The sequence below is a fragment of the Klebsiella sp. PL-2018 genome (assembly GCF_019048985.1).
Taxonomy (GTDB): Bacteria; Pseudomonadota; Gammaproteobacteria; order Enterobacterales; family Enterobacteriaceae; genus Klebsiella; species Klebsiella michiganensis.
In genome coordinates, this window is sequence record NZ_CP077673.1 from 2,577,888 (window position 1) to 2,602,458 (window position 24,571).

26 protein-coding genes are annotated in these 24,571 nt (G+C 56.1%); 8 read left to right on the forward strand and 18 right to left on the reverse strand.

Annotation, left to right across the window (positions count from 1 at the left end; translation table 11 throughout):
• Nucleotides 1–40: 40 nt before the first annotated feature.
• Nucleotides 41–562 carry a superoxide dismutase [Cu-Zn] SodC gene (gene sodC / locus MKleb_RS11930; protein ID WP_004119475.1) on the forward strand — a complete coding sequence of 174 codons (522 nt, stop codon included), beginning with the start codon at nt 41–43 and terminating at the stop codon, nt 560–562.
• Here sodC and MKleb_RS11935 read toward each other — a convergent pair.
• From MKleb_RS11935 to MKleb_RS11945, 3 genes are read right to left on the reverse strand one after another with little or no spacing between them, the layout of a single operon-like run.
• Nucleotides 555–2,579, reverse strand: a complete 2,025-nt coding sequence (locus tag MKleb_RS11935; protein ID WP_025105834.1) for an FUSC family protein — start codon at nt 2,577–2,579, stop codon at nt 555–557. The two genes, sodC and MKleb_RS11935, sit on opposite strands and share 8 nt — an antisense overlap.
• Nucleotides 2,579–3,475: an efflux RND transporter periplasmic adaptor subunit gene (locus MKleb_RS11940; protein WP_014229597.1), complete on the reverse strand. Its 897-nt coding sequence runs from the start codon at nt 3,473–3,475 to the stop codon at nt 2,579–2,581. Before MKleb_RS11940 ends, MKleb_RS11935 begins: the two co-directional genes overlap by 1 nt.
• Before the next feature lie 10 nt (nt 3,476–3,485).
• Nucleotides 3,486–3,722, reverse strand: coding sequence for a DUF1656 domain-containing protein (locus MKleb_RS11945; RefSeq protein WP_004851455.1), 237 nt, complete (start codon nt 3,720–3,722; stop codon nt 3,486–3,488).
• Nucleotides 3,723–3,893: 171 nt separating this feature from the next.
• On the opposite strand from MKleb_RS11945, the gene slyA reads away from it, so the two are divergent.
• Nucleotides 3,894–4,334, forward strand: a complete 441-nt coding sequence (gene slyA / locus MKleb_RS11950) for a transcriptional regulator SlyA (RefSeq protein WP_016810099.1) — start codon at nt 3,894–3,896, stop codon at nt 4,332–4,334.
• A 41-nt stretch (nt 4,335–4,375) separates the two neighbouring features.
• Here slyA and MKleb_RS11955 read toward each other — a convergent pair whose 3' ends face one another.
• Both MKleb_RS11955 and slyB read right to left on the reverse strand, forming a co-directional pair.
• The gene (locus tag MKleb_RS11955) at nt 4,376–5,728 is read right to left on the reverse strand and encodes a sensor domain-containing diguanylate cyclase (RefSeq protein WP_025105833.1); all 1,353 of its coding nucleotides are present in this window, start codon (nt 5,726–5,728) and stop codon (nt 4,376–4,378) included.
• A 229-nt stretch (nt 5,729–5,957) separates the two neighbouring features.
• A complete protein-coding gene (slyB, locus tag MKleb_RS11960; RefSeq protein ID WP_004851450.1) occupies nt 5,958–6,425 on the reverse strand; it encodes an outer membrane lipoprotein SlyB in 468 nt (155 codons plus the stop codon).
• A 271-nt stretch (nt 6,426–6,696) separates the two neighbouring features.
• Between slyB and anmK the strand changes: the two genes are divergently transcribed.
• The 5 genes from anmK (at nt 6,697) to pdxY (ending at nt 11,401) form a co-directional block, all read left to right on the forward strand.
• Nucleotides 6,697–7,821, forward strand: a complete 1,125-nt coding sequence (gene anmK, locus MKleb_RS11965; RefSeq protein ID WP_025105832.1) for an anhydro-N-acetylmuramic acid kinase — start codon at nt 6,697–6,699, stop codon at nt 7,819–7,821.
• 92 nt (nt 7,822–7,913) lie between these two features.
• Nucleotides 7,914–8,237 carry a C-type lysozyme inhibitor gene (mliC, locus tag MKleb_RS11970; RefSeq protein ID WP_014229593.1) on the forward strand — a complete coding sequence of 108 codons (324 nt, stop codon included), beginning with the start codon at nt 7,914–7,916 and terminating at the stop codon, nt 8,235–8,237.
• A 57-nt stretch (nt 8,238–8,294) separates the two neighbouring features.
• Complete coding sequence (gene pdxH, locus MKleb_RS11975) at nt 8,295–8,951, forward strand: pyridoxamine 5'-phosphate oxidase (protein WP_004851446.1); 657 nt, start codon at nt 8,295–8,297, stop codon at nt 8,949–8,951.
• 253 nt (nt 8,952–9,204) lie between these two features.
• Nucleotides 9,205–10,479: a tyrosine--tRNA ligase gene (tyrS, locus tag MKleb_RS11980; RefSeq protein WP_004851444.1), complete on the forward strand. Its 1,275-nt coding sequence runs from the start codon at nt 9,205–9,207 to the stop codon at nt 10,477–10,479.
• Nucleotides 10,480–10,540: 61 nt separating this feature from the next.
• On the forward strand, nt 10,541–11,401 hold the full coding sequence (gene pdxY / locus MKleb_RS11985; RefSeq protein WP_025105831.1) for a pyridoxal kinase PdxY: 861 nt from the start codon (nt 10,541–10,543) through the stop codon (nt 11,399–11,401).
• A 47-nt stretch (nt 11,402–11,448) separates the two neighbouring features.
• Here pdxY and gstA read toward each other — a convergent pair whose 3' ends face one another.
• The 13 genes from gstA to blr all read right to left on the reverse strand — a co-directional run bounded on the left by gstA (nt 11,449) and on the right by blr (nt 23,284).
• Complete coding sequence (gstA, locus tag MKleb_RS11990) at nt 11,449–12,054, reverse strand: glutathione transferase GstA (RefSeq protein ID WP_004851441.1); 606 nt, start codon at nt 12,052–12,054, stop codon at nt 11,449–11,451.
• 109 nt (nt 12,055–12,163) lie between these two features.
• On the reverse strand, nt 12,164–13,669 hold the full coding sequence (dtpA, locus tag MKleb_RS11995) for a dipeptide/tripeptide permease DtpA (protein WP_032748929.1): 1,506 nt from the start codon (nt 13,667–13,669) through the stop codon (nt 12,164–12,166).
• Nucleotides 13,670–14,266: 597 nt separating this feature from the next.
• Nucleotides 14,267–14,902, reverse strand: a complete 636-nt coding sequence (gene nth, locus MKleb_RS12000; RefSeq protein WP_004851438.1) for an endonuclease III — start codon at nt 14,900–14,902, stop codon at nt 14,267–14,269.
• Entirely contained in the window at nt 14,895–15,602 is a 708-nt protein-coding gene (locus tag MKleb_RS12005; protein WP_025105829.1) for an electron transport complex subunit E, read from the reverse strand. Before MKleb_RS12005 ends, nth begins: the two co-directional genes overlap by 8 nt.
• A 3-nt stretch (nt 15,603–15,605) precedes the next feature.
• Nucleotides 15,606–16,226 carry an electron transport complex subunit RsxG gene (rsxG, locus tag MKleb_RS12010; RefSeq protein ID WP_004851434.1) on the reverse strand — a complete coding sequence of 207 codons (621 nt, stop codon included), beginning with the start codon at nt 16,224–16,226 and terminating at the stop codon, nt 15,606–15,608.
• A 10-nt stretch (nt 16,227–16,236) separates the two neighbouring features.
• Nucleotides 16,237–17,289, reverse strand: coding sequence for an electron transport complex subunit RsxD (rsxD, locus tag MKleb_RS12015; protein ID WP_025105828.1), 1,053 nt, complete (start codon nt 17,287–17,289; stop codon nt 16,237–16,239).
• Nucleotides 17,290–19,476, reverse strand: a complete 2,187-nt coding sequence (gene rsxC, locus MKleb_RS12020) for an electron transport complex subunit RsxC (RefSeq protein ID WP_217076703.1) — start codon at nt 19,474–19,476, stop codon at nt 17,290–17,292.
• The gene (rsxB, locus tag MKleb_RS12025) at nt 19,469–20,047 is read right to left on the reverse strand and encodes an electron transport complex subunit RsxB (protein ID WP_025105826.1); all 579 of its coding nucleotides are present in this window, start codon (nt 20,045–20,047) and stop codon (nt 19,469–19,471) included. Before rsxB ends, rsxC begins: the two co-directional genes overlap by 8 nt.
• Entirely contained in the window at nt 20,047–20,628 is a 582-nt protein-coding gene (rsxA, locus tag MKleb_RS12030; protein ID WP_004102633.1) for an electron transport complex subunit RsxA, read from the reverse strand. Before rsxA ends, rsxB begins: the two co-directional genes overlap by 1 nt.
• Nucleotides 20,629–20,705: 77 nt before the next feature.
• Entirely contained in the window at nt 20,706–21,146 is a 441-nt protein-coding gene (locus tag MKleb_RS12035; protein ID WP_004851426.1) for a DUF2569 domain-containing protein, read from the reverse strand.
• 79 nt (nt 21,147–21,225) lie between these two features.
• Entirely contained in the window at nt 21,226–21,441 is a 216-nt protein-coding gene (ydgT, locus tag MKleb_RS12040) for a transcription modulator YdgT (protein WP_004134363.1), read from the reverse strand.
• Between the two features lie 219 nt (nt 21,442–21,660).
• Nucleotides 21,661–23,031: a GH1 family beta-glucosidase gene (locus tag MKleb_RS12045; RefSeq protein ID WP_025105825.1), complete on the reverse strand. Its 1,371-nt coding sequence runs from the start codon at nt 23,029–23,031 to the stop codon at nt 21,661–21,663.
• Nucleotides 23,032–23,134: 103 nt separating this feature from the next.
• Nucleotides 23,135–23,284 carry a division septum protein Blr gene (blr, locus tag MKleb_RS12050; RefSeq protein ID WP_014229585.1) on the reverse strand — a complete coding sequence of 50 codons (150 nt, stop codon included), beginning with the start codon at nt 23,282–23,284 and terminating at the stop codon, nt 23,135–23,137.
• A 188-nt stretch (nt 23,285–23,472) separates the two neighbouring features.
• On the opposite strand from blr, the gene MKleb_RS12055 reads away from it, so the two are divergent.
• Entirely contained in the window at nt 23,473–24,513 is a 1,041-nt protein-coding gene (locus MKleb_RS12055; protein WP_217076705.1) for an oxidoreductase, read from the forward strand.
• Nucleotides 24,514–24,571 lie beyond the last annotated feature (58 nt).

A 24,571-nucleotide genomic window follows, 5' to 3' on the forward strand; every position in this document is an offset into this window, starting at 1 on the left:
GGCCTACACTTAGTAGCGACAGAGCCATTAAGGAGGTGTTATGCAACGATGTATTCTCGCCATACTTACCCTGGCCGCGTGCGCAGGCGCGCAGGCGGCCAGTGAAAGCGTCGATATCAATCTTGTCACCAGCCAGAGCGTCGGTCAGGCTATCGGTAGCGTTAAAATCAGCGAAACCGCGAAAGGCCTGGAATTTACGCCAGACCTGAAGGCGCTGCCTCCCGGCGAGCACGGCTTCCATATCCACGCCAACGGCAGCTGCCAGCCCGCGATTAAAGAGGGTAAAGCCGTCGCCGCTGGCGCGGCAGGCGGGCACTACGATCCGCAAAAAACCGGTAAGCATGAAGGTCCCGACGGCGCCGGTCACCTCGGCGATCTGCCGTTCCTGGTGGTCAATAACGACGGTAAAGCAACCCAGCCGGTGGTCGCGCCGCGCTTAAAAACGCTGGATGAGGTTAAAGGGAAGGCGCTGATGATTCACGTGGGGGGCGACAATATGTCCGATAGCCCGCAGCCCCTTGGCGGCGGCGGCGAGCGGTTCGCCTGCGGCGTGATTAAGTAGTTCTTTCCGTTAAGGTGCCGGCAATGGGCGCCTGTTCCAGCTGCGACAGCGCGCACCACAGTCGCCAGATAACCGCCGCCAGCTCTTTGGCTGCCGGCTGGTGGTGGTGATTAAGCGCGTCGCAGATGCGCTGCAGCTCCTGCAGCGTCGAGGCGAGTGGCCGCTGCTGTACCCCGCGCTCGCTCATCACATCCCGCAGCAGGCTGATGCATAAATCGCGCACCTGCGATAGCGGGTCGGAACGGGTTTCCCACTCGCGAAGCTGCCACACCACGTGGGAACAGTTGAGCAAAACCACGCCCCAGCGCAGCAGCCAGCGGCGCGCCAGCGCATCCTGGCTATTGCTGAGCTGGCTGATGTGGTGATAAACCAGCGATTCAAATTCATGCTCGCTATGCTGCGGGCGGCGGCTTAGCTGGTCGACAAAGTGACGCCGTAACGCACGGATATGACGGCGGCTTTTACGCGCGTCTGAACCCGGGCTGATGATGGCGAACGCCAGCCAGGCAAGGCCGACGCCGATGATTTTGCCCAGATTATCGTTAAGAAACGATGCGTAGTCGTAGACCGGCGGGTTGGTCACCGAAATAAACGACCCCATAAATACAATCAGCTGCCCCCACAGTCCGGCGAGCTTAGGCATCTGGAGTTTCAGCAGCTGCATGGTGGTCAGCAGGGGAAACAGAAACAGCAGGAACTGCCATAAATCGGTTATCTGCACCATCAAGCCAAACTTCACCACAAAGCTAAAGAGTGAAAGCAGGATCAGGGTACGCATCAGCAGCGTTAGTGACTTAAACGGCGAAGGAGAGACCGAATAGAGCACGCAGCAGATCGCCGCCAGGGTCAGAGCTGCGGCGCAGGCCTGCCATTGGGTGCTAATTCCCCAGGCGCCGACCATCACCAGCGCGCAAAAGGTGCGTACGCCGTTCCATAAGGCTTCGGCCTGATCGGTATGGCGAGCCAGCGCTGGCGCGGAAGGTACGTTAAATTCGGTTATCGCGCTGGCGTTTTCGATGCGCCTGAGCCAGCGGCTGCTCTCCAGATAAAGACGACAGAAGTAGCGCAGACGCTTCCAGAAGGCGATATGCCGGTAGTCAGCGTCCGCGGGGGGCGCCAGCGGAGCGATGATGCGGGCAACGCTCAGGGCGTCGGCGTTGGCATGAGATAACTCGTTGAGCAACGACTCCAGTATCTCGCGGGTGCGGGCGGGCGCGGTGGGCCAGTTGAGCAGCATTCGCCGCAGGCTCGAAATCACGCTGGTCATTCGCAGCTGTTGATGCAGCAGGTAGTTCAGCAGCGGGTTTTGCCGACGAAAGCGATAGTGGCTCCAGAACGCCTGAATGCGCAGCAGATTCATGGTCAGGATTTGCCCGATCACGCTCTCGTGCGCGGTGCGAATGGCATCGGTCGTTTCCGGCACCCACAGCAGGCTGGCGTGTTCCAGCAGGCGCGCATGCATGTTTTTCAGCGCCGTCAGCAGCGTAGCGCCATCGGAGGTGCTCGGTAAGATCATCATCATCAGCCCGCCGCACAAAATACCGACGATGACTTCGCAGACGCGCGACTGGGCGATAGTCCACAGTTCGTTCGCGTCGGTGATATTGATAACCGGGAACGCGATAATCGCGCAGGTGTAGCCCGCAAGCTGGAAAGCGTAGGCGACGTTATTGGTAAACATCGCGCAGGCCCACGTGCAGAGGGCTATCCACGCCGAAATGCTGAACAGAAACAGCCACGGATCGTTGAGCGTATGCCCGGCCAGCAGCAGCGCCGCGCAGGCGCCGAGCAGGCTGCCGGCAATACGCCCGAAGCTTTTGCTGATCACCCCGCCGACGGTGGGAAAGCTGACCACCGCGGCGGAGGTCATCGCCCAGTAGGGTTCGTCAAGATTCAGCCAGTAGGCGACGCTCAGCGCCAGGCACATGGCAATCCCGTTACGCAAGGCATAGCGCCACTGCGGACGGCTGGCCTTAATCCACGGGAGCGAGCGCCACGTCAGAGCCTGCAGCTTCATTATTGCGCGCCGATGGCTACGGTGCAGGTGGTACCGGAGACCAGGATGGTATCCGGCGGCAAATGATCAAACTCAATACGCACCGGTACGCGCTGGGCAAGTCGGACCCACGGAATATTCGGTTTAATGTTCGCTACCAGATCGCCGCCGCTCTCCACGCTCTGGTCGACGATGGCGCGTCCGATGCTGCTCACGTGACCCTGTAACTTCTGCTTGCTGCTATAAAGAATGATCTGCGCGCTGTCACCGGGACGGATATTGCGCAGTTTCGTTTCTTCGAAATAACCCACCACGTAGAAGGAGCGGCTGTCCACGAGGGCGAAAACCGGGTGGCCAACGGCGGCGTAGTCGCCAACCCGGGTTGAGAGATTGGTAACCCAGCCGTCAACCGGCGCTTTTATTTCCGTCTGCGTGAGCTGCCATTGGGCGTGATCGAGAGTGGCCTGCGCCACGCCAACCACGGCCTTAGCGGCTTCGAGGTTGGTCGTGGCGGTATTCAGCGCGGTGTTGGCGTTTTCTAAATCTTCTGCCGAGATAAAGTTCTGTGAAAGATGGCGCCGACGGCTGGCATCGCTGGCGGCTTTTTTCTGTTCTGCCTGCGCGCGGGCGACTTCCGCTTTGGCTTTAGCAAGCTGCGCCCGGGCGTTGAGCAGGGCGATTTTATAAGGCGTGTCATCGATTCTGAACAGCACGTCTCCCGCTTTAACCAGCTGGTTGTCGCGCACGTTGAGCTGCAGGATGCTGCCGGAAACCTGGGGCGTGACGCCAACCTGCTCGGCGCGGACCTTGCCGTCGCGGGTCCACGGGGATTGCGTGTAGTAATTCCAGACCAGCCAGGCGGCAATAATAGCCAGCGCGGCGACCAGCAGCGTGGATAAGTATTTTAGTTTCTTCATGTAATGAACATTACCAGATAGTCAGTAAAACCAGCGCCAGACAGACGGAGAGCGCAAAGAAGGAAAGGTCCATTAGCAGGGGATGCCAAATCTCGCCTGCATACATCCAGTCCCGCAGCTGGCGGTGGATAATCAACCAGATAAAAAAGCCCAGCAAAACGGCTTTAAAGACGGGAGGGAAATAGACAGAAGCGCCGAACACCAGGTCCTGGAGCGACAATCCGGCAGTGTTAAGACTCAGTTTCACAAGCAAAAATCCTTTGCCGTTGCAGGAAGAATGTTCAGGTTATGCGATTATTCACATTGTAAATCATTGTTCTGATTTTAGTGAATCGGGTAATTCATTTGTTTTGGTAATTTAAATGCTGCACACTATTCTAAAATCAGTATAATAACTTAGCAAGCTAATTATAAGGAGATGAAATTGGAATCGCCACTTGGTTCTGATCTGGCACGTTTGGTGCGCGTCTGGCGCGCGCTAATCGACCATCGCCTGAAACCTCTGGAGTTAACGCAGACGCACTGGGTCACGCTGCATAACATTCACCAGCTGCCGCCTGAACAGTCGCAGATTCAGCTGGCGAAAGCCATTGGTATTGAGCAGCCGTCGCTGGTTCGCACGCTCGACCAGCTGGAGGAGAAAGGGCTTATTTCTCGCCAGACCTGTGCTAACGATCGGCGGGCAAAACGTATCAAGCTTACCGAAAAAGCCGAGCCTCTGATCAACGAAATGGAAGAGGTTATCGGCAAAACGCGTGATGAGATTCTGGCCGGCGTATCTAAGGAAGAGGTGGAAACGCTGCTTAATTTGATTCGTAAACTTGAACACAATATTCTCGATCTCCAGGCAAAAGATTGACCTTAGCGAGGCCTTGAGGACTCTCAAGGCCTCTTTTTTGTTTATTCACGCCAGACCACTACGCGGTTACGCCCGCTGTTTTTCGCTTCGTACATCGCGGTATCCGCGCGCTTAACGCACTCTTCTGCCGAAACGTGCGCATCCTGCGTGGTGAACACGCCCATACTGATGGTCATTCTCTCCGGTAATCCCTCCTGCTTCTCGCTGACCGACAGGCGGATACGTTCGGCGATTGCCAGCGCTTCGTTGGCGCCGATATTCACCAGCAGCACGGCAAACTCTTCCCCGCCGATACGCGCGGCAGCGTCGTCCAGGCGCACGTTGTTCTGCAACACGCTGGCAGCAAACTGAATCACCTTATCTCCCTGCACGTGACCGTAGGTGTCGTTGATGCGCTTAAAGCGATCGAGGTCGCAGACGATAACCGACAGCGGCTGTGAAGCGGAAGCCTTCGACAACCGCTGAGTCAGGGTGTCATAGAAATAGCTGCGGTTATACAGCCGGGTCAGGGGATCGCGAATCGAGTTCTGGTAAGAGCGGACGTATCTTTCGTTTGATTCGCGATAGAGTATAAAAACGTCACCAAGCAGAATTAAAATCAGAAACAGGGTGCTCAGCGTTTCAAAAAGTCGCGCCTGATTCCACGAGTGAGCGTTACCGCTAACCGTGGAGAGCAGCACCAGCAGCGTAAAGATATAGGCGGTACAAAAAAAAGCGCCGCTGTACCAGAATATATTACGCAGCCGAGTCAGGCCGATCAGTAAAATCAGCGTTAATGACCATATGATAATTAATAGCCAGCCAATGCGATTATGCCATAGTGGCGTAAAGGTGTAGGTTAGATTGTCAATGAATTCAATGCTTAGCAACGGCGAGTTGCTTGAATGAACCCACGATAATATGAGCGTTGCGGTGATAAAAATAAAACAACTACTGAGCACCGCACCGTGAATTTTTCTTGAGTGGCCGGTAATGTGTCGGATGCGATATAAAACAATTGAGGTTATAAATAAAACAGCCATCATCACGTTGCGGAAAAAATAAAAAATCAGCGCGTCATTTTGATTGATCTCGCGCCCCTGAGCACAGACCAGCCAGTCGGGATAGCTGCCTATCGTTCCCAGCATCAGCAGGGCCGAGCAGGTAAACGCGAAGGCTATCGGGGCCAGGTACAGCTGTTTTTTATCACACAGATATTTCATGCCCATAAAGCAGGCAATCATAATATGAAAACCCATCAGTGAAATAGTCAGCACGGGGAAAAGCATGGATGATGTTGTAGAGATACGATGAATTAATGAGGTAGTGATAAAATTAACCACAGCAATGGATAAACCGCACGCGACAGCGTAAATAAATATCCGGTAGGGTAAGCTTTTTATATTAACGCGCATAGTCATCATCCCTGAGAAGTGCGAAGGTAAAACGACAAGATAGTCGTGAATGCTTTTAAATAATACTGACTGGAGAATACGTGATGGTGGCGGGCAGAATATTGCGCGGGCGCAAATTAGTGTATGTATAAAAGGAAAATATAAATATATATGAATTATTTATTTACGATGGGAAAATAATGCGTATTTTATATCAATAAGCGGCCCGTCCGGGCCGCAGAGAGAAGATTTAGCGCGGGGAGACCGTAACCTGGCTGCCGCTGCCGGCAATGGCTACGCGCTGGCCGACGGAGAACGGCGTGCTGCCTTGCTTTTGCACTACCATGATGGTGTTACCGTCATCTTTGCGGATTTCCAGCTCAACGCCCTGAGTTTTGTTCATCGCGCCCTGTACGCCCTGACCGGCTACGCCGCCGGCGACAGCGCCTGCCGCCGTTGCCAGGGAGCGACCCGTGCCGCCGCCAATGGTGTTACCGAGGAAGCCGCCGAGCACCGCGCCGCCGATAGCGCCGATGGCGTTGCTGTCATCTCCGCCCTGAATCTGCACCGCACGGGTATGCACAATGGTGCCGTAGGTCACGCTCTGGACCTGTTTGGCTTCAGATGCGGAGTAAACATCGCCGGACAGGCCGCTGCTGCTGACGCAGCCTGCAAGCGTAAAACCAATCATCGAGACAGCCAAAACACGTAAAATCATTTATGAATCTCCTGTTCACCAAGAAGCGTTCTGTTGAACTTCCTTGTAGCCAATTATATGGCATTTAAGCGTCTGCTGGCATAGCAGATGCAACGACTATACAAAAAATAATAATCAGAGTCGTCTCAACCTAAACTAAACACAAGTTCTTTACCCTAAGAACCGGCAGCGCTGCTTGTATTGTTAAAAAGTATTATAGCAGCGTAGCTTTGCCCCCTCGTTTATGATGGAGTGTGGGGATATACGAGAGTCATGGAATGAAGGAAAGCGTATGAAATCAGGCCGCTTTATCGGCGTTATGTCCGGCACCAGCCTTGATGGTGTTGATGTTGTTCTCGCAGCAATTAATGAAAATCTGGTTGCCCAGCAGGCCAGCCTGACCTATCCCATCCCCATCGCGATTAAAGAAGATATCCTGGCCATCTGCCAGGGGCAGCCGCTGACTCTCTCGCAGCTGGGGCGGCTCGATACGCGCCTGGGACGGCTATTTGCCGATGCGGTTCTGGCATTGATGGCTCAGGAAAAGCTTAAGGCGGCGGACATCATCGCTATCGGCTGCCACGGCCAAACGGTCTGGCATGAGCCAGCAGGCGATGCGCCGCATACTCTGCAGATTGGCGACAATAACCAGATTGCCGCGCATACCGGCGTGACGGTGGTCGGGGACTTTCGCCGTCGCGATATGGCGCTCGGCGGGCAGGGCGCGCCGCTGGTCCCGGCGTTCCACCACGCGCTGCTGGCGCACCCGGTTGAGCGTCGAATGGTTCTCAACATTGGCGGGATCGCCAACCTCTCTTTGCTGGCGCCAGGTCTGCCGGTGCGCGGCTACGACACCGGCCCGGGCAACATGCTGATGGATGCGTGGGTCTGGCGTCAGTGCGGTAAACCCTTCGATAAAGACGCACAGTGGGCCAGCGAGGGTAAAATTGTGCTGCCGTTGCTGCAGGATATGCTAAGCGATCCGTGGTTTGCGCTGCCGGCGCCAAAGAGCACCGGTCGTGAATACTTTAACTACGGCTGGCTGTCGCAGCATCTGGCGCGTTATCCGGGGCTTCGCGCCCAGGACATTCAGGCGACCCTTGCGGAGCTGACCGCCGTCAGCATCAGTGAACAGGTGCTGCTCAGCGGGGGATGTGAACGTCTGTTGGTATGCGGCGGCGGGGCGCGCAATCCGCTTCTGATGGCCCGTCTGGCGGCGCTGCTGCCGGGAACCGAGGTATCGACGACCGATGAGGCGGGGATCAGCGGTGATGATATGGAGGCGCTGGCTTTCGCATGGCTGGCGTGGCGGACGCTTGCCGGACTACCCGGCAATCTCCCTTCCGTGACCGGCGCGTCGCAAGCTTCCGTGCTTGGCGCGATTTTTCCGGCCAATCCGCCGCAAAATCAGAGTTAACTGAAATCACCCGCGCCGGTTTCTTCGTAAACTGGACAGCGTTGAGGGAGGGCGTTATGCCTTCCCGGACCGGGAAAGTCGAAGGCAAATTGATGAAAAAAATTCTTATTCTTGCTGTACCTTTTATGCTGGCGGGCTGTAGCTATTACAACCAGTTTGTCGAGCGGATGAATACGGACACCCTCGAGTATCAGTGTGACCAGAAACCGTTGACCGTCCATCTCAATCATACTCGCCAGCAGGTCAGCTTTATTTACGATAATCAGCAGCTCAATTTACAGCAGGGGCTCTCCGCTTCTGGTGCGCGCTATACCGATGGCGTTTACGTCTTCTGGTCGAAGGGCGATAGCGCCACCGTCTATAAACGGGACCGTATCGTGCTGGAAAACTGTCAGCTGCAAACCGCCAAACGTTGAGATTTCAGCCATGGGGGCGCACAATAACGCTACCCTTTGATTATTTTCTCAATTGCCATGTCTGATAACGACGAATTGCAGCAAATCGCGCACCTGCGCCGTGAGTATACCCGTGGTGGCCTGCGTCGCCACGATCTTCCCGCCGAACCTCTGGCACTCTTTGAGCGCTGGCTGCGTCAGGCCTGTGACGCAAAGCTCGCTGACCCAACGGCGATGGTTGTCGCGACCGTCGATGAAAACTCGCAGCCTTACCAGCGCATCGTGTTGCTCAAGCACTACGATGAGAAAGGCCTGGTGTTCTATACCAACCTCGGCAGCCGCAAAGCCCATCAGATTGAAAAAAATCCCCGCATCAGCCTGCTTTTCCCATGGCATATGCTGGAGCGTCAGGTGATGGTTATCGGTAAAGCGGAACGTCTTTCAACGCTGGAAGTGGTGAAATATTTCCATAGCCGTCCGCGCGATAGTCAGATTGGCGCATGGGTGTCGCAGCAGTCAAGCCGTATCTCGGCGCGCGGCATCCTTGAGAGTAAGTTCCTGGAGCTTAAGCAAAAATTCCAGCAGGGCGAAGTGCCGCTGCCGAGCTTCTGGGGCGGATTCCGCGTCAGTATCGAACAGATGGAGTTCTGGCAGGGCGGCGAGCATCGTCTGCACGATCGTTTTCTCTACCAGCGGCAAAACGGCGGCTGGCAAATCGACCGACTGGCGCCATAAAGGACGCAAAAATGTTGTGTTAAGCGCTGGTGCATCGTGGCCCGGCGCTTTATTCTATACGCTTCATTTTTCAAGCTGCATCTTTGTTAGCTGCGCCTGCCTGGCTCTGTCGCTTACCTGAGTAAGTTCCCTGGGCTTTCACATGCTTGCCGCGGCGACGCAGCTTGAATAATTTTGCGTAGATATTTTTTTCGCGTCTGGCGAAAAGTCGTGTACCGGCAGAGGTGCAGTCGTTTTATAGATGGAGAATTTGATGGCAAGCAGTAACTTGATTAAACAATTGCAGGAGCGGGGGCTGATAGCCCAGGTGACGGACGAAGAAGCGTTAGCAGAGCGACTGGCGCAAGGCCCGATCGCGCTCTATTGCGGCTTCGATCCCACCGCTGACAGCTTGCATTTGGGGCATCTTGTTCCATTGTTATGCCTGAAACGCTTCCAGATGGCCGGCCATAAACCGGTTGCCCTGGTGGGCGGCGCGACCGGTCTGATTGGCGACCCGAGCTTTAAAGCCGCGGAGCGTAAACTGAACACTGAAGATACCGTGCAGGAGTGGGTAGATAAAATTCGTAAACAGGTCGCGCCTTTCCTCGACTTTGATTGCGGTGAAAATTCTGCCATTGCCGCCAACAACTACGACTGGTTTGGCAGCATGAACGTGCTGACTTTCCTGCGTGATATCGGCAAGCACTTCTCGGTAAACCAGATGATTAACAAAGAAGCGGTGAAGCAGCGTCTGAACCGCGACGACCAGGGCATCTCTTTTACCGAGTTCTCCTACAACCTGCTGCAGGGTTACGACTTTGCCTGCCTGAACAAGCTGCACGGCGTGGCGCTGCAAATCGGCGGTTCTGACCAGTGGGGCAACATTACCTCCGGTATCGACCTGACCCGTCGTCTGCACCAGAACCAGGTCTTTGGCCTGACCGTTCCGCTGATCACCAAGGCGGACGGCACGAAATTCGGTAAAACCGAAGGCGGCGCAGTGTGGCTGGATCCGAAGAAAACCAGTCCGTACAAGTTCTACCAGTTCTGGATCAACACCGCGGATGCCGACGTTTATCGCTTCCTGAAGTTCTTCACTTTTATGGACATGGCTGAAATCAATGCCCTGGAAGAAGAAGACAAAAACAGCGGTAAAGCACCGCGCGCCCAGTATGTGCTGGCCGAACAGGTGACCCGCCTGGTGCACGGTGAAGAAGGTCTGGTGGCGGCAAAACGCATTACCGAGAGCCTGTTCAACGGTAACCTGAGCGATTTGAGCGAAGCCGATTTCGAACAGCTGGCGCAGGATGGCGTGCCGATGATCGAAATGGATAAAGGCGCCGATCTGATGCAGGCGCTGGTGGATTCTGAACTGCAGCCGTCCCGCGGTCAGGCGCGTAAAACCATCGCATCCAATGCGGTGACCATCAACGGCGAAAAACAGTCCGACCCGGAATACGTATTTGTTGATGCCGACCGTCTCTTTGGTCGCTACACCTTACTGCGTCGCGGTAAGAAAAATTACTGTCTGGTCTGCTGGAAGTAATTGCGTAAAGGCAGGGGCGTGGGAAACCGCGCCCCTTATTTTTTGCTCTCAGGTAATCAAGATGAAGAATATCCTCGCCATCCAGTCCCACGTTGTGTTTGGCCATGCGGGCAACAGCGCCGCTGAATTTCCGATGCGCCGCCTTGGTGCCAACGTCTGGCCGCTTAATACCGTACAATTCTCCAACCATACCCAATACGGAAAGTGGGCCGGCTGCGTGATGCCGCCAGCGCATCTGACGGAAATTGTTCAGGGGATTGCCGATATTAACCAGCTTCAGCGCTGTGACGCGGTATTAAGCGGATACCTGGGATCGGCGGAACAGGGCGAACATATTCTTGGCATCGTGCGTCAGGTGAAAAGCGCCAATCCGGCCGCGAAATATTTCTGCGATCCGGTCATGGGGCACCCTGAAAAGGGCTGTATCGTAGCGCCCGGCGTCGCGGAGTTTCATGTACGCTATGCGCTGCCGGCGAGCGATATTATTGCGCCAAACCTGGTTGAGCTGGAGATCCTCTGCGGGCATCCGGTGGCGAACGTTAACGAAGCGGTGCTGGCCGCGCGCGAGCTGATTGCACAGGGGCCGGAAGTGGTGCTGGTGAAGCATCTTTCGCGGGCCGGGCTGAGTATGGATCGTTTTGAAATGCTGCTGGTCACCGCGCAGGAAGCCTGGCACATCAGCCGTCCGCTGGTGGATTTTGGCATGCGCCAGCCGGTGGGCGTCGGCGATGTCACCAGCGGGCTGCTGCTGGTTAAGCTGCTGCAGGGCGCGGGACTGCGCGATGCGCTGGAGCACGTGACCGCCGCGGTGTATGAAATCATGCTGGCGACAAAAAATATGCAGGAGTATGAGCTACAGGTTGTGGCGGCTCAGGATCGCATCGCGCAGCCGGAGCACTACTTCAGCGCCACGCAGCTTTAAGAGGCGTGAGAACAACTTGCCCGACCTGCGTCGGGCAAGCATCGGCTTCACTTCAGCCCTTCAGCCTCGAGGGCGGCGGCTACCGCAGGCCGCGCGGCAACGCGCTTCATCCAGGCCGCAATATTGCTATAGCCTTCCATATCCAGCTTCACGGCGTACGCCCAGCGCAGCACGGTAAACAGGTAGCCATCGGCGATAGTGAAACGGTGCCCGTTAATCCACTCTTTATCTTCCAGGCATTCGTTCACGTACTGCATTTTTTTGTCCAGCAGCGCGCGAGCGACAGGTTTGTAATCCTCCGGCGTATCCGGGCGAAACAGCGGAGTAAAACCTTTATGCAGCTCCGTCGCCACGTAGTTTAGCCACTCCAGCGTCTGATAGCGGGCGATGCTTCCCACCGGCGCCAGCAGCTGGCGGTCCGGCACGCGATCGGCGATATATTGCATAATGGCCACGCCTTCCGTCAGCAGCACATCATCGTCCAGCAGCAGCGCCGGTACCTGACCCTTCGGGTTGATCTGCAGATAATCATCCCCGTTTTCGAGACGTTTTTTCATCACGTCAACGCCCTGCAGGGTGAAGTCCAGCCCGCTTTCGCGTAGCGCGATATGCGAAGCAAGAGAACAAGCGCCGGATTTGTAGAACAGTTTCATCGGTAACTCCTCGTGGCTGCGGTTTCCTGTATGTTAGTCCGCCCAGGGGTAAAAAAAAAACCGCTAACAGCGCGTTAGCGGTTTAAATTTATGGGTTTTCCCGGGGAGCTTAAGCCGTAGCGGTATCGCTGGCTTTTGCCGTTTTATCGTCGTCCTGGGTCATACGGTTCAGCTTCGGCGCCGTCATGAGCATCAGGATGGCGATAATGCCGGTGGCGACACCGATATGCAGGAACACGCGACCGTAAACTTCCAGCGACATCAGCGGGTCAGTCACGTTATCCGGCACCGCCATCATGTTCGCCACGTAGCCGCCGATCAGGTTGGCGCCAGCGGTAGTCAGGAACCAGCTACCCATAATGAAGCCCATCAGGCGCTGCGGAACCAGCTGTGCCACCATCGCCAGACCCAGACCGGAAATCATCAGTTCACCGATACTCTGCAGGCCGTAGCTGATCACCAGCCAGCTGACGTTTACGATGCCCGCATCGCTGGCGAACTTAGCGCCCAGCGGCAGGACAAGGAAGGCGCCGGAGCACAGGACCATACCAATAGCAAACTTCATCGGCATCGGCAGGGTATCGCCCATCTTGTTATAAATGGCGGCCAGAATCGGGCTACCGATAATGATCCAGAAAGGGTTCAGCGCCTGGTACTGCTCAGGCTCGAAAGCGATGCCCAGCAGAGAGTGTTCAACGTTGCGAATCGCAAAGAAGTTGAGGGAGGTTGGCATCTGGCTGTACAGAACGAAGAAGATAATCGCCTGCAGCATCAGGATGAAAGCGACGATCATTTTGCGACGGGCCGCGCCCTGCATCGCGAAGGCTTCTTTAGCGAAAATAACGATGATGCCCAGCGCAACCACGCCCAGCGCCATACGTGCAATACCCTGGTTGTGCAGCAGCCAGGTTGCAATCGCGATGAGAACCACCACGCCAACGATAGTCGCCAGCAGCTTGCCTATCTGCAGCGGGGCGAAGTCAGGCTTCGAGCCGTACTGTTTAACCCAGCGCTGGCAGAAAGTGAAGTTGACGATGGTGATCACCAGGCCGACAAAGCTCAGGGCGAAAGCGACGCTCCAGCCGAACTTCGCCGCCAGCCATGGCGTGGCCAGCATAGAGAAGAAAGAACCGATGTTGATGGACATGTAGTACATGGTAAATGCACCGTCCAGACGCGGGTCGTTCTTTTCATAGCAGGTTGAGAGCAGGGAAGAGGGGTTAGCCTTAAACAGGCCGTTACCGACGGCAATCGTCGCCATACCTATATATACGATGCCTGCATCGTGCCCTGACCACGCCACCAGGCCGTAGCCGATAGCCAGAACGATTGCGCCGAGCATGATGACGCGCTTAGTGCCAAGCACCTTGTCGCCCAGCCAGCCGCCAATCGCCACCAGACCGTAGACCAGGGCGCTAAAGGAGGAGAACAGAGTAATAGAGTCCGCTTCTGACATACCCAGCTGTTTAACCAGGTAAACGGCCATGATCCCTTGCAGGCCGTAGAAACCAAAACGTTCCCACAGCTCAATAGAGAAGATGAGATAGAACGAACGTGGTTGTTTGAAAGCGTTTAAACTTACGCTTTCTGTTGGTTTATTGTTTGCAGTCGACACAAATACCTCTTTTTTTACATCCCATATTAACGGGGGGTGTTCGGGGCGCAATCTTCTCAGACCGCCGCCTTTATAGTTATTCTGGAGGGAAAACGGCAGGTAATGTTCACTATCCTGCCCCTTCAGGCAATAGCTTTGCAATAATCTGTTACACATATTCCATGCGGCATAATACACCGCCTACTCAAATGTTATTCAGAGTTAAATTTCAAGGTTTAGCCAAAGGGAGAGTTTTTATCTGTTGGAATCCGAAGTTTTTCGCATAATGGCGATATGTTCGGCTGTATGCGCTTGCATCCAGTGATATAGCCCGTAATCCTAAAAATTGATGGGTTATTGTTTTGGTATTTAACTTAAGGGTATTTGAATCAGCAGGTTTGCACGCAAAAGCGTTAACATTAAATCAACAATAAATTGACCAGGTGATCTCGATCACAAATGTATAGAAATTTTGCCTCTAAAAAAAATGAATAAGCTGGCCGATGATTATATAACCGCATAATCACCCGCAACAGCGCGAAAATGATGGCGTGAATGTCGATGAAGGCGGGGGAAAAGCAGCGTCATCACCCTGATGGATAATGACGCGGTGCGTGTTCAGAGATCGACCTTCTCTTTGTACTCGCAAAGGTCTTCTATCAGGCAGGAGCCGCAGCGCGGTTTGCGGGCAATACAGGTATAACGACCGTGTAGGATTAACCAGTGATGGCAGTCGACTTTAAATTCCGCTGGAACCACCTTTAACAGCTTTTCTTCGACCTGTTCAACGTTCTTACCGGGCGCAAATTGTGTCCGATTGCAAACGCGGAAGATATGCGTATCGACGGCGATTGTCGGCCAGCCGAAGGCGGTGTTGAGTACCACGTTCGCGGTTTTACGGCCGACGCCGGGAAGCGCCTCAAGGGCCGCCCGATCTTCCGGCACTTCACCATTGTGCTGCTCAAGCAGGATACGACAGGTCTTGATGACGTTTTCTGCTTTGCTGTTAAACAGGCCAATAGTCTTGATATACGACTTCACGCCCTCAACGCCCAGCGCCAGCATGGCCGCCGGCGTGTTGGCGACCGGGTAGAGTTTTGCCGTCGCTTTGTTGACGCTGACGTCGGTGGCCTGCGCCGAGAGCAGGACGGCGATCAATAATTCAAACGGCGAGTGAAAATTCAGCTCCGTGGTGGGGTGCGGGTTGTTATCCCTGAGCCTGGTGAGGATCTCCAGGCGTTTACTCTTATTCATTCCAGGCTTTTCCCGTCACATCAGACGGCGCAACGACATCGGCTTGTACCGCTTTAGCTTTGCGCTGTTTGCTACGTTCATCGATAAGGTATTTTACCGCCAACATCATGCCGAGGCCAATAAATGCCCCCGGCGGCAGCATCGCCAGCAGAAACGGCGTATCGGTATGAAATACTTCAATGCGCAGAACTTTAGCCCAGCTGCCGAGCAGGCTATCGGCACCGTCAAACAGGGTACCGTTGCCGAGAATTTCACGCATTGAGCCGAGCACAAACATCGCGCAGGTTGCCCCCATACCGATGGAAAAACCATCCAGCGCCGACAGCGTCGGGCCTTTTTTCGCGGCAAAGGCCTCAGCGCGCCCAACCACGATACAGTTGGTGACAATCAGCGGGATAAAGATCCCCAGAGACTGATAGAGGCCGAACGCGTAGGCGTTGATCAGCATCTGCACGACGCTCACCACCGAAGCGATGATCATGACGTAAATCGGAATACGGATTTCCGCCGGCGTCCAGCGGCGCAGGCTGGAAATAGTCAGGTTCGTCAGGGTGAGCACCAGCGTCGTCGCCAGCCCAAGGCCAAGGGCGTTGGTGGCGGTCGAGGTCACGGCGAGTAGGGGACACATCCCCAGCAGCTGAACCAGCGCGGAGTTGTTTTTCCACAACCCCTGAACAATAACGTCTTTTACTTCGCTCATGATTTAGTCTCCACAGGGAGTGAATGCGGAAATCTGCGCGGGCAGCGTTTGTGCGTACAGGCCGGCGCGCTTGACGGCATTGACCACCGCGCGCGGGGTAATGGTGGCCCCGGTAAACTGGTCGAAGTCGCCGCCGTCTTTTTTCACGGCCCAGTGGCTGTCGTTTTGCCCATGAATCACTTTACCGGCAAAGAGGGTGATCCAGTCGGAAATTCTGAGTTCGATTTTATCGCCCAGCCCCGGCGTCTCATGATGTTCGGTGACGCGGGTACCCAGCACGGTACCTTTAAAATCGGCGGCCACCAGCAGCTGAATGGCCCCGGAATAGCCGTCCGGTGCGGTGGCTTCCATCACCGCAGCCACCGGTTTTTCGCCATCCTGAGCGATCCAAACCTTGTGCTGGCCTTTTCCCAGCGCCGGGGCGGTAACTTGATAACAGCTTTTCAGCAAGTCGTTGTTATAAAGATTAGCCGGCATAACCTGGTCAAATAAGGCTTTTTGCTGCTGGGCAGCCTGGTCTTCAATGGTGCTTTTGGTCAGCTCGTTAATCGCGGCCGTCAGCCCGGTAGACCCCGCCGCAAAGAGGGCCAGCGTGATGCCGTGTTTACGCATGCTTTGTAACATGTTCGGGTCCTCAGCGGTGGCCGTACGCGCGCGGGCGCGTATAGTAATCGATCAAGGGAACGGTAATATTGGCCAGCAGAACGGCAAAGGCCACGCCATCCGGATAGCCGCCAAAGCTGCGAATTAGCCATACCAGTAATCCCGCCAGCGCGCCGAAGATCAGGCGTCCGCGATTGGTGGTGGAGGCGGTTACCGGATCCGTCAGAATAAAGAACGCGCCCAGCATGGTGGCGCCGGACAGCAGATGAATCTGCGGCGAGGCGAGGCTTTCCGGGGAGAACAGCCATCCGAGGGTAGCGCAAACGGCAAGGCTCAGCAGAAAACTGACCGGAATATGCCAGCGAATGGCTTTCTGCCATAACAGGAACAGACCACCCGCCAGATACGCCACGTTAACCCACTGCCAGCCGAGGCCGGCGAGCGCGCCGCCGTAGACAGGATACTGGAGAATCTCTTCAACCGCGTGACCGGCATGAAGCGAGGTTTTGAAGGTATCCAGCGGCGTGGCCTGGCTGATACCGTCAATGCCCATTCGCAGGCTGTTCATGTCTCCACTGCTCGCCGTATGGCCTGTGAAAATCATCCGCAGCGCGTCGCTAAATCCGGGAACATTGGCGGCTATCTCATGCGGCGGGAGCCACGAAGTCATCTGGACCGGGAAGGAGATGAGCAGGACGACATAGCCGATCATCGCCGGGTTAAAAGGATTATGACCCAGACCACCGTAGAGCTGTTTAGCGATGATCACCGCGAACGCGGTCCCCAGCACCACCATCCACCAGGGAGCAAAAGGCGGAATACTGATGGCCAGCAGCAGGCCGGTCAGCAGCGCGGAGTTATCGGCGAGGATCGCGGGAATATTTTGTTTGCGCAGTTTAAGGATGGCCGCTTCGGCTCCCCACGCCGTGATGGCGGCAAGGATAATTTGCAGCACGGTACCCCAGCCGAAAAACCAGGTCTGAACCGCGATGCCGGGCACGGCGGCGAGCAGCACCAGCAGCATAATCCGCGAAGTCTGGCGCTGATTGTGGGTATAAGGGGAACTTGCGATTCTGAAAACCATTTAATCCTCGTTAACTGCCTGCCGGGATGCTTTCCGGGCCTGAACGCGGGCGATTGCTTCAGCGACTGCCGCTTTGCGGGCGTCATCATTGGCTGCCGACGGGGGAACTGCTTGTTGCTGTTGTTCTGCTTTACGCGCTTTAGCCCGGGCGATGGCGGCCTCAACGGCGGCCTTGCGCGGGTCAACGGCGGCGGGCTGCTCCGCTGGGGCGTCTTCTGCCAGAGCGGCCTGCTGTTGGGCTTTACGCGCTTTAGCCCGGGCGATGGCGGCCTCAACGGCGGCCTTGCGCGGGTCAACGGCGGCGGGCTGCTCCGCTGGGGCGTCTTCCGCAGGAACCGCCTGCTGTTGGGCTTTACGCGCTTTGGCCCGGGCGATGGCGGCCTCGACGGCGGCTTTGCGCGGGTCACTGGCGGCGGGCTGCTCTGCTGGGGCGTCTTCCGCAGGAACCGCCTGCTGTTCGACTTTGCGCGCTTTGGCTCGGGCGATGGCGGCCTCGACGGCGGCTTTGCGCGGGTCAACGGCGGCGTCAGATGACGGCCCGGCGACGTTGCTTTGTGCCTGTTGCTGAGCTTTGCGTGCCCGGGCCTCGGCCTTGCGGGCTTCGCGGGCGGCAATGGCTTCGCTGTTATCCGGTTTGGCGCCGGAGAGCACGATAATCGGCTGCGCCGCGTCACGCTGCTTTTCCCGTACCCGGGCAAGGGCGGCGTTAATCGCGTCCTGATCTTTCGCCGCGGGCTGGACCGCGGCCTGCTTATGCCGTTCCAGACGTGCGGCTTTATCGCGCTCAAGACGCGCCTGACGGGCCTCAAAGCGTAATTTCGCCTCCGCCGCGCGTTTCTCTTCCTGAGCAAGCGCGTAAATCTCCGCTTTTTCCTGGCGGAAGTACTGCACCAGCGGGATATTGCTTGGGCAGACCCAGGCGCAGGCGCCGCACTCAATGCAATCCGCCAGGTTATGGCTGGTGGCTTTGTCATGCTGCTGGCCTTTGCTGAACCAATAAAGCTGCTGCGGCAGAAGATCGGCCGGGCAGGCGTCCGCGCAGGCGCTGCAGCGGATGCAGCCTTTTTCCTCTTCCGGCTCGCCCACTTCGCTCGCCGACGGCGCCAGCAAGCAGTTGGTGATTTTCACGACCGGCACGTCGAGCCACGGTAGGGTGAAGCCCATCAGCGGCCCGCCCATAATCACCATAGGATCGCCGCTCGGACAGAAACCGGCATCGTTGAGCAGATGGCTGACCTGAGTGCCGAGGCGCGCCCAGACGTTGCCCGGACGCGAGATCGCTTCCCCGGTCAGGGTGACGACGCGCTCGGTCAGCGGCTCGCCGTCGATTACCGCGCGTTTCACCGCATAGGCGGTGCCGACGTTCTGCATCAGCACGCCGATGTCAGAGGAGCGTCCGCCGTGAGGCACCTGCTTGCCGGTGAGGATCTGCGTCAGCTGTTTCGCGCCGCCGGAGGGATATTTCGTGGGGATCACGCGCAGGGAAATACCGTGCGTGTCGGCTAATACCGCGCGCAGCATCGAAATCGCCTGCGGTTTATTATCCTCGATGCCGATCAGTACCTGAGCTGGCTGCAGAATATGGGCAAGGATGCGAATACCCTCGACGATCTGCGCCGCGCAATCCTGTATCAGACGGTCGTCGGCGGTAATATAGGGTTCGCACTCGGCGGCGTTGATAATGAGTGTGTCGATTTTGTCGCCGCCGCCGCGCAGCTTGGCGCCGGTCGGGAAACCCGCGCCGCCCAGTCCGGCCACGCCAAACTGGTGAATACGCTCAATCAGCGCTTCGCGGGATTTATTCTGGTAATCGTTCCAGCCATCGCGTTCAATCCAGCGGTCTTCGCCATCGGCATCAATAATCACGCTCATTTCCGCCAGCGCGGAAGGGTGGGCGGTAGAGTGGGGAGCAATGGCCGCCACCGTACCGGACGTCGGGGCGTGCACCGGCAGCATTCTGCCCCAGCCGCGCGTTAACGGCTGGCCGCGCAGGACGCGATCGCCAGGCTGAACGCAGAGCTCACCTTCCGCGCCAATATGCTGTTTTAGCGGAATGACAAAACGCTGCGGCAGTGAAACCTGACGCAGCGGGGTACCGTTGGACTGGGTTTTCATTTCTGGCGGATGGATGCCGCCGTTGAAGTCCCAGACTTTATCTTTGCGAAAAGCGGAAAATAACTTAAACATGTTGTTCCACGGGAATAATGCGTACCGGGATGGTCTGAAGATCCCATTTCCAGGTTTCTGTCGTCGGCGCCACCGGGCGCAGTTCAATACATTGCGTCGGACAAGGCGCGACGCAAAGATTACAGCCGGTACAGAGATCGCTCATCACCGTATGCATGGCGCGCGTGGCGCCGACGATGGCATCGACGGGACAGGCCTGAATGCATTTTGTGCAGCCGATGCAGTTCGCCTCGTCGATCACCGCCAGCATTCGCGCCGGTTCGGCTTCCTGCGCATCGCCGTCTGTCGGCTGCGGATCGACGTTCAATAGCTCGGCGATTTTCAGCATCACCGCTTCGCCGCCGGGGGCGCAGCAGTTGATTTTCTCGCCCTGGGTCCCCACCGCTTCAGCGTAGGGACGACAGCCAGGATAGCCGCACTGGCCGCACTGGCTCTGCGGAAGCAGGGCATCAATTTTTTCCACCACCGGGTCATCCTCCACCTCAAAGCGGCGGGAGGCGTACCCCAGAATTAAGCCGAAAATTAGCCCCAGCAGGCTAATGGCGACCACGGCTATCCAGACAGCGTTCATTACAACTTCACCAAACCACTAAAACCCATGAAAGCAAGGGACATTAAACCTGCGGTGACCAGCGCAATCGCGTTACCGCGAAACGGCGCGGGAACATCCGCTACCACCAGTCGCTCGCGAATGGAGGCGAAAAGCACCATAACCAGCGAAAAACCGACCGCGGCGGCAAAACCGTACAGCGCCGATTGCAGGAAATTATGCCCAAGGTTAATGTTGAGCAGCGCCACGCCGAGCACCGCGCAGTTGGTGGTGATCAGCGGCAGGAATATGCCCAGCAGGCGATACAGCGCCGGGCTGGTTTTACGCACGACCATTTCGGTAAACTGCACCACCACGGCGATGACCAGGATAAAGGCCAGCGTACGTAAATAGACCAGATCCAGCGGGATAAGGATCCAGGTATCAATTAACCAGGCGCAAATAGAGGCCAGCGTCATCACAAACGTGGTGGCGAGCCCCATCCCCATAGCGGCTTCCAGCTTTTTGGAAACCCCCATAAACGGGCACAGTCCAAGAAACTTCACCAGCACGAAGTTGTTAACCAGGACAGTGCCAACAAAGAGCAGTAAATAATCAGCCATCATTCGACCTGAAATAGAAAAAGCCGTCTATTATCGAATAAATCGATACCGGCGACAACAGGTTAACTGTGTGGTTATTACGGATTCACAAAGGTCCGCTTAACCCGTTGAGAACGCCTGAAATAGGGCGCAAGCAGCGCTGCGGCGAGGAGAGGGAATAGCAGCTGGCGCAGCGCGAGCGCGTCGGAAATCGGGGAAAAGGCAAAGGCTTTTACCGCCAGCAGAAGCGTGATCAGCAGCCAGATAATGTAGTGCTTCGGTACCCCTTTCCGCCGTTTAAAGAAGGCGATGGTCAACCACAGCGTGTAGTACCACATGGCGATCGCAAAGGCTAAGGAGGCGATCCACAGGGCGAGATGTTCGATACTCATCGCGCTCAGCAATGTGTAAGTCTGGGAAGACATCAGGGCATCAGCAAAAAACAGCAGCGACAATGAGGCGCTAAGCAGGGCTACCAGGAGCCATGCCAGCGGTGCCAGAAGCCATCCGCCAATACGTTCCACAGAGTCAGAAGACATTATTACTCCAAAATTCAACGCCAGTTATAAATAAAAGCAGGGCGGAAGTATAAGCAACTGGCGTGAATGATGACAGTCTTTATTGCACGTAGCGCCAGACGGACTTGGGCACTTCGCCGATGTTGAACAATTTGCCGCCAGAAACCAGCTCCGCCCGGCGATGGTCGGCCGCGCGATACATGTTGACGATCTCTTCGTTATCGGTCAGGGAATAGTTAAGGTGATCAAAAAGTTTTTCCAGACTTTCCAGCGAACTGATTTTACGAAATTTTAATAAGTAGTCCTGAACGGTCATTTGCGTATCCATTTTATAATCGGAATAAATTAAGTTGAATATACCCATACTGAGTAAACCTGTTCTCAACCGGCAGTTCCTTTCTAAGATAAACTGTATGCAATTATTTCGGTTGTAAATACCGGTGACAAGAACAGATGATGTTTCCGGCCTGGTAAAAAGAAATTTAAGAGTATTCCAGAACTGAATCAGGCGCCGGAAGGCGCCTGGGAGAGAAGATTAACGCTGTTCGCCTCGGCTGGCAATAACGTTTTGGTACCAGAAAAAACTCTTTTTCCGTTTACGCGCCAGATTTTGCTGGTGATCGACATAAACGAATCCGTATTGTTTTTTATAACCGTTCAGCCAGCTCAAAAGATCAATAAAGGACCAGGGGTAGTAGCCGCGCACGTCGGCGCCCTGTTCCAGCGCTTTTTCCAGCGCGGTAATATGGCTACTGAGATAGTCAATCCGCGGGTCGTCGACGATTTCGCCATTGATAATCGGGTCTATTGCCCCCAGGCCGTTTTCGGTGATGTAGATCGGAATATCACCGTAGCGCGCTTTAATCATCATGATCCCGTCGGTTAAGCCCTGAGGCCAAATTTCCCAGCCCCATTCGGTATAGGTGCTTTGCGGGTTGCGCACGAAGTGGAAGAGCCCATCCACGCCCGGCTCGCCGCCGGTCGGTACTTCAGGAGGCTGCGCCGACACGGTTTCACGGCGATAGTAGTTCAGGCCGATAAAGTCACAGCGGTTGTCACGCAGCAGCGCGTCGTCTCCCGGTTCAAAGACCGGAACCCCCCACAGCGCCCGGGTCTGCTGCAGTAGCTCTTCGGGATAGCCGCCTTTTAATACCGGATCGTAGAGCCAGTGGGTATGGATGGCGTCCGCCATCTCTGTCGCCCGCTTATCTTCCTCACTGTCGGTTAATGCGGTGTGCGGCTGCAGCACGTTGACAAACCCTATCTCCCCCGCCACGCCCATTTCACGAAACGCTTTCACGGCCAGCGCATGGGCGATAAAGACGTGATGGCAGGCCTGAATGGCGCGCGCCGGATCGCGCACCGCAGGAGGATGGAGGCCGTTAATGTAACCGTGGCCGATAAAGACGATAGTCTCGTTAAAGGTTGCCCACAGTTTGACCCGGGAGCCAAAACGTTGATAGCACAGGCGAGCGTACTCAGCGAAGGCTTCCGCGGTACTGCGCGCCTCCCAGCCGCCTTCATCCTGCAGCGCCTGGGGAAGATCCCAGTGGTACAGGGTAATCATCGGTTCAATGTTATGCGCCAGCAGTTCGTCAATCAGGTCGCTGTAGAATTGGACACCAGCCTCGTTCACTTCACCGCGGCCGCCAGGCAGCAGGCGGGGCCAGGAAATAGAAAAGCGATAGCTTTGCAAACCCATTTCCGCCATCAGCGCTACGTCTTCGCGAAAACGATGGTAGTGGTCAACGGCGACGTCACCGGTCGTCCCCTGATAGGTGGTGCCCGGAAGGTGAGAATAAATATCCCAGATAGAAGGGCCTTTGCCGTCGGCATCGTGACCGCCTTCAACCTGCCAGGCCGCGGTCGCGGCGCCCCATAAAAAGTGTTGCGGGAATTTGGACATGAAGAAACTCCTTATCGATTGATAAAGAGAGTGTAATAAAGGCGTATGCAACTATGCAACCGGTTTCAGAAACCGGTTGCATAGTTGCGAAGCGGGTCACTGTTTATTTCGACAGCGGCTTCGTCTGAACAGCATCAACGGCAGGCGGGGACTGGTAGTTATCAATATGATGAGCGATAACTAAAAGCAGGGCCGAAACGCCCAAAACAATCCAGCCAATAAGTTCTACAATACGGTTAAAAACGTTTTCCATAACTCTACGGCAAATGGTGAAACCAGACTGAAATGGTACTCAACGACTGAAGTAACGCAAGTGTTACATGATCTTAGCTGCGCAAATGGCGTAAAGCTGAGCAACCGGTGCAGGGGCAAACGCGTCGAAGATGCGTTCAGAATCGCGGTGTTAGTGCGGCTGCGACATTTCGTTAAGGGGGCAGAAAAATGAGTGACCCTATCCGGGTAGGTTTAATCGGGTACGGCTATGCGAGCAAAACCTTTCATGCGCCGCTGGTCAGCGGTACGCCGGGGATGACGCTGGCGGCGGTCTCGAGCAGCGATGAAACGAAAGTGCTGGCCGACTGGCCTGCGGTGAAGGTGGTGACCGCACCGCAGGCGCTCTTTAGCGACCCCGATATCGATCTGGTGGTGATCCCCACGCCCAATGATACCCATTTCCCGCTGGCGAAAGCTGCGCTGGAAGCGGGCAAGCATGTAGTGGTGGATAAACCGTTTACCGTGACGCTGTCACAGGCTCGCGAGCTTGAGGCCATTGCCAAAAGCGAGGGGCGACTGCTGTCCGTGTTCCATAACCGCCGCTGGGACAGCGATTTTCTGACGGTGAAGTCGCTGATTAACGAAGGCCTGTTAGGGGAAGTCGGCTATTTTGAGTCGCATTTCGACCGCTATCGACCGCAGGTACGGCAACGCTGGCGCGAGCAAGGTGGGCCGGGCAGCGGCATCTGGTACGATCTTGCCCCGCATCTGCTGGACCAGGTGGTAAATCTCTTCGGTCTGCCGGTGAGTATGCAGGTCGACCGGGCTCAGCTACGGCCTGGCTCCCAGTCCACAGACTATTTTCATGCGGTGTTGGCCTGGCCGCAGCGTCGCGTGGTGCTGCACGGAACCCTGGTGGCCGCGGCGGAAACGGCGCGCTTTATCATCCACGGTTCGCGGGGAAGCTATGTGAAATACGGCCTTGATCCGCAGGAAGAACGGCTGAAAAGCGGCGAGCGCCTGCCGCAGGAGGATTGGGGGTACGATATGCGCGACGGGCTGCTGACGCGTGCCGAAGGCGAGGAAATCACCGAGGAGTCGTGGCTGACGCTACCGGGCAACTATCCGGCCTATTACGCCGCCATTCGCGATGCGCTTAATGGCATCGGCGTTAACCCGGTTCCGGCAAGCCAGGCGATTCAGATTATGGAGCTGATTGAGCTTGGGCTGGAGTCGGCCAGGCATCGGGCGACGCTGTGCCTGTATTAGGCCGACCTGACGAAACGCGCTGGCCAGGCGCTGATTGAGCTTCCCCCCGTGCTGGCAC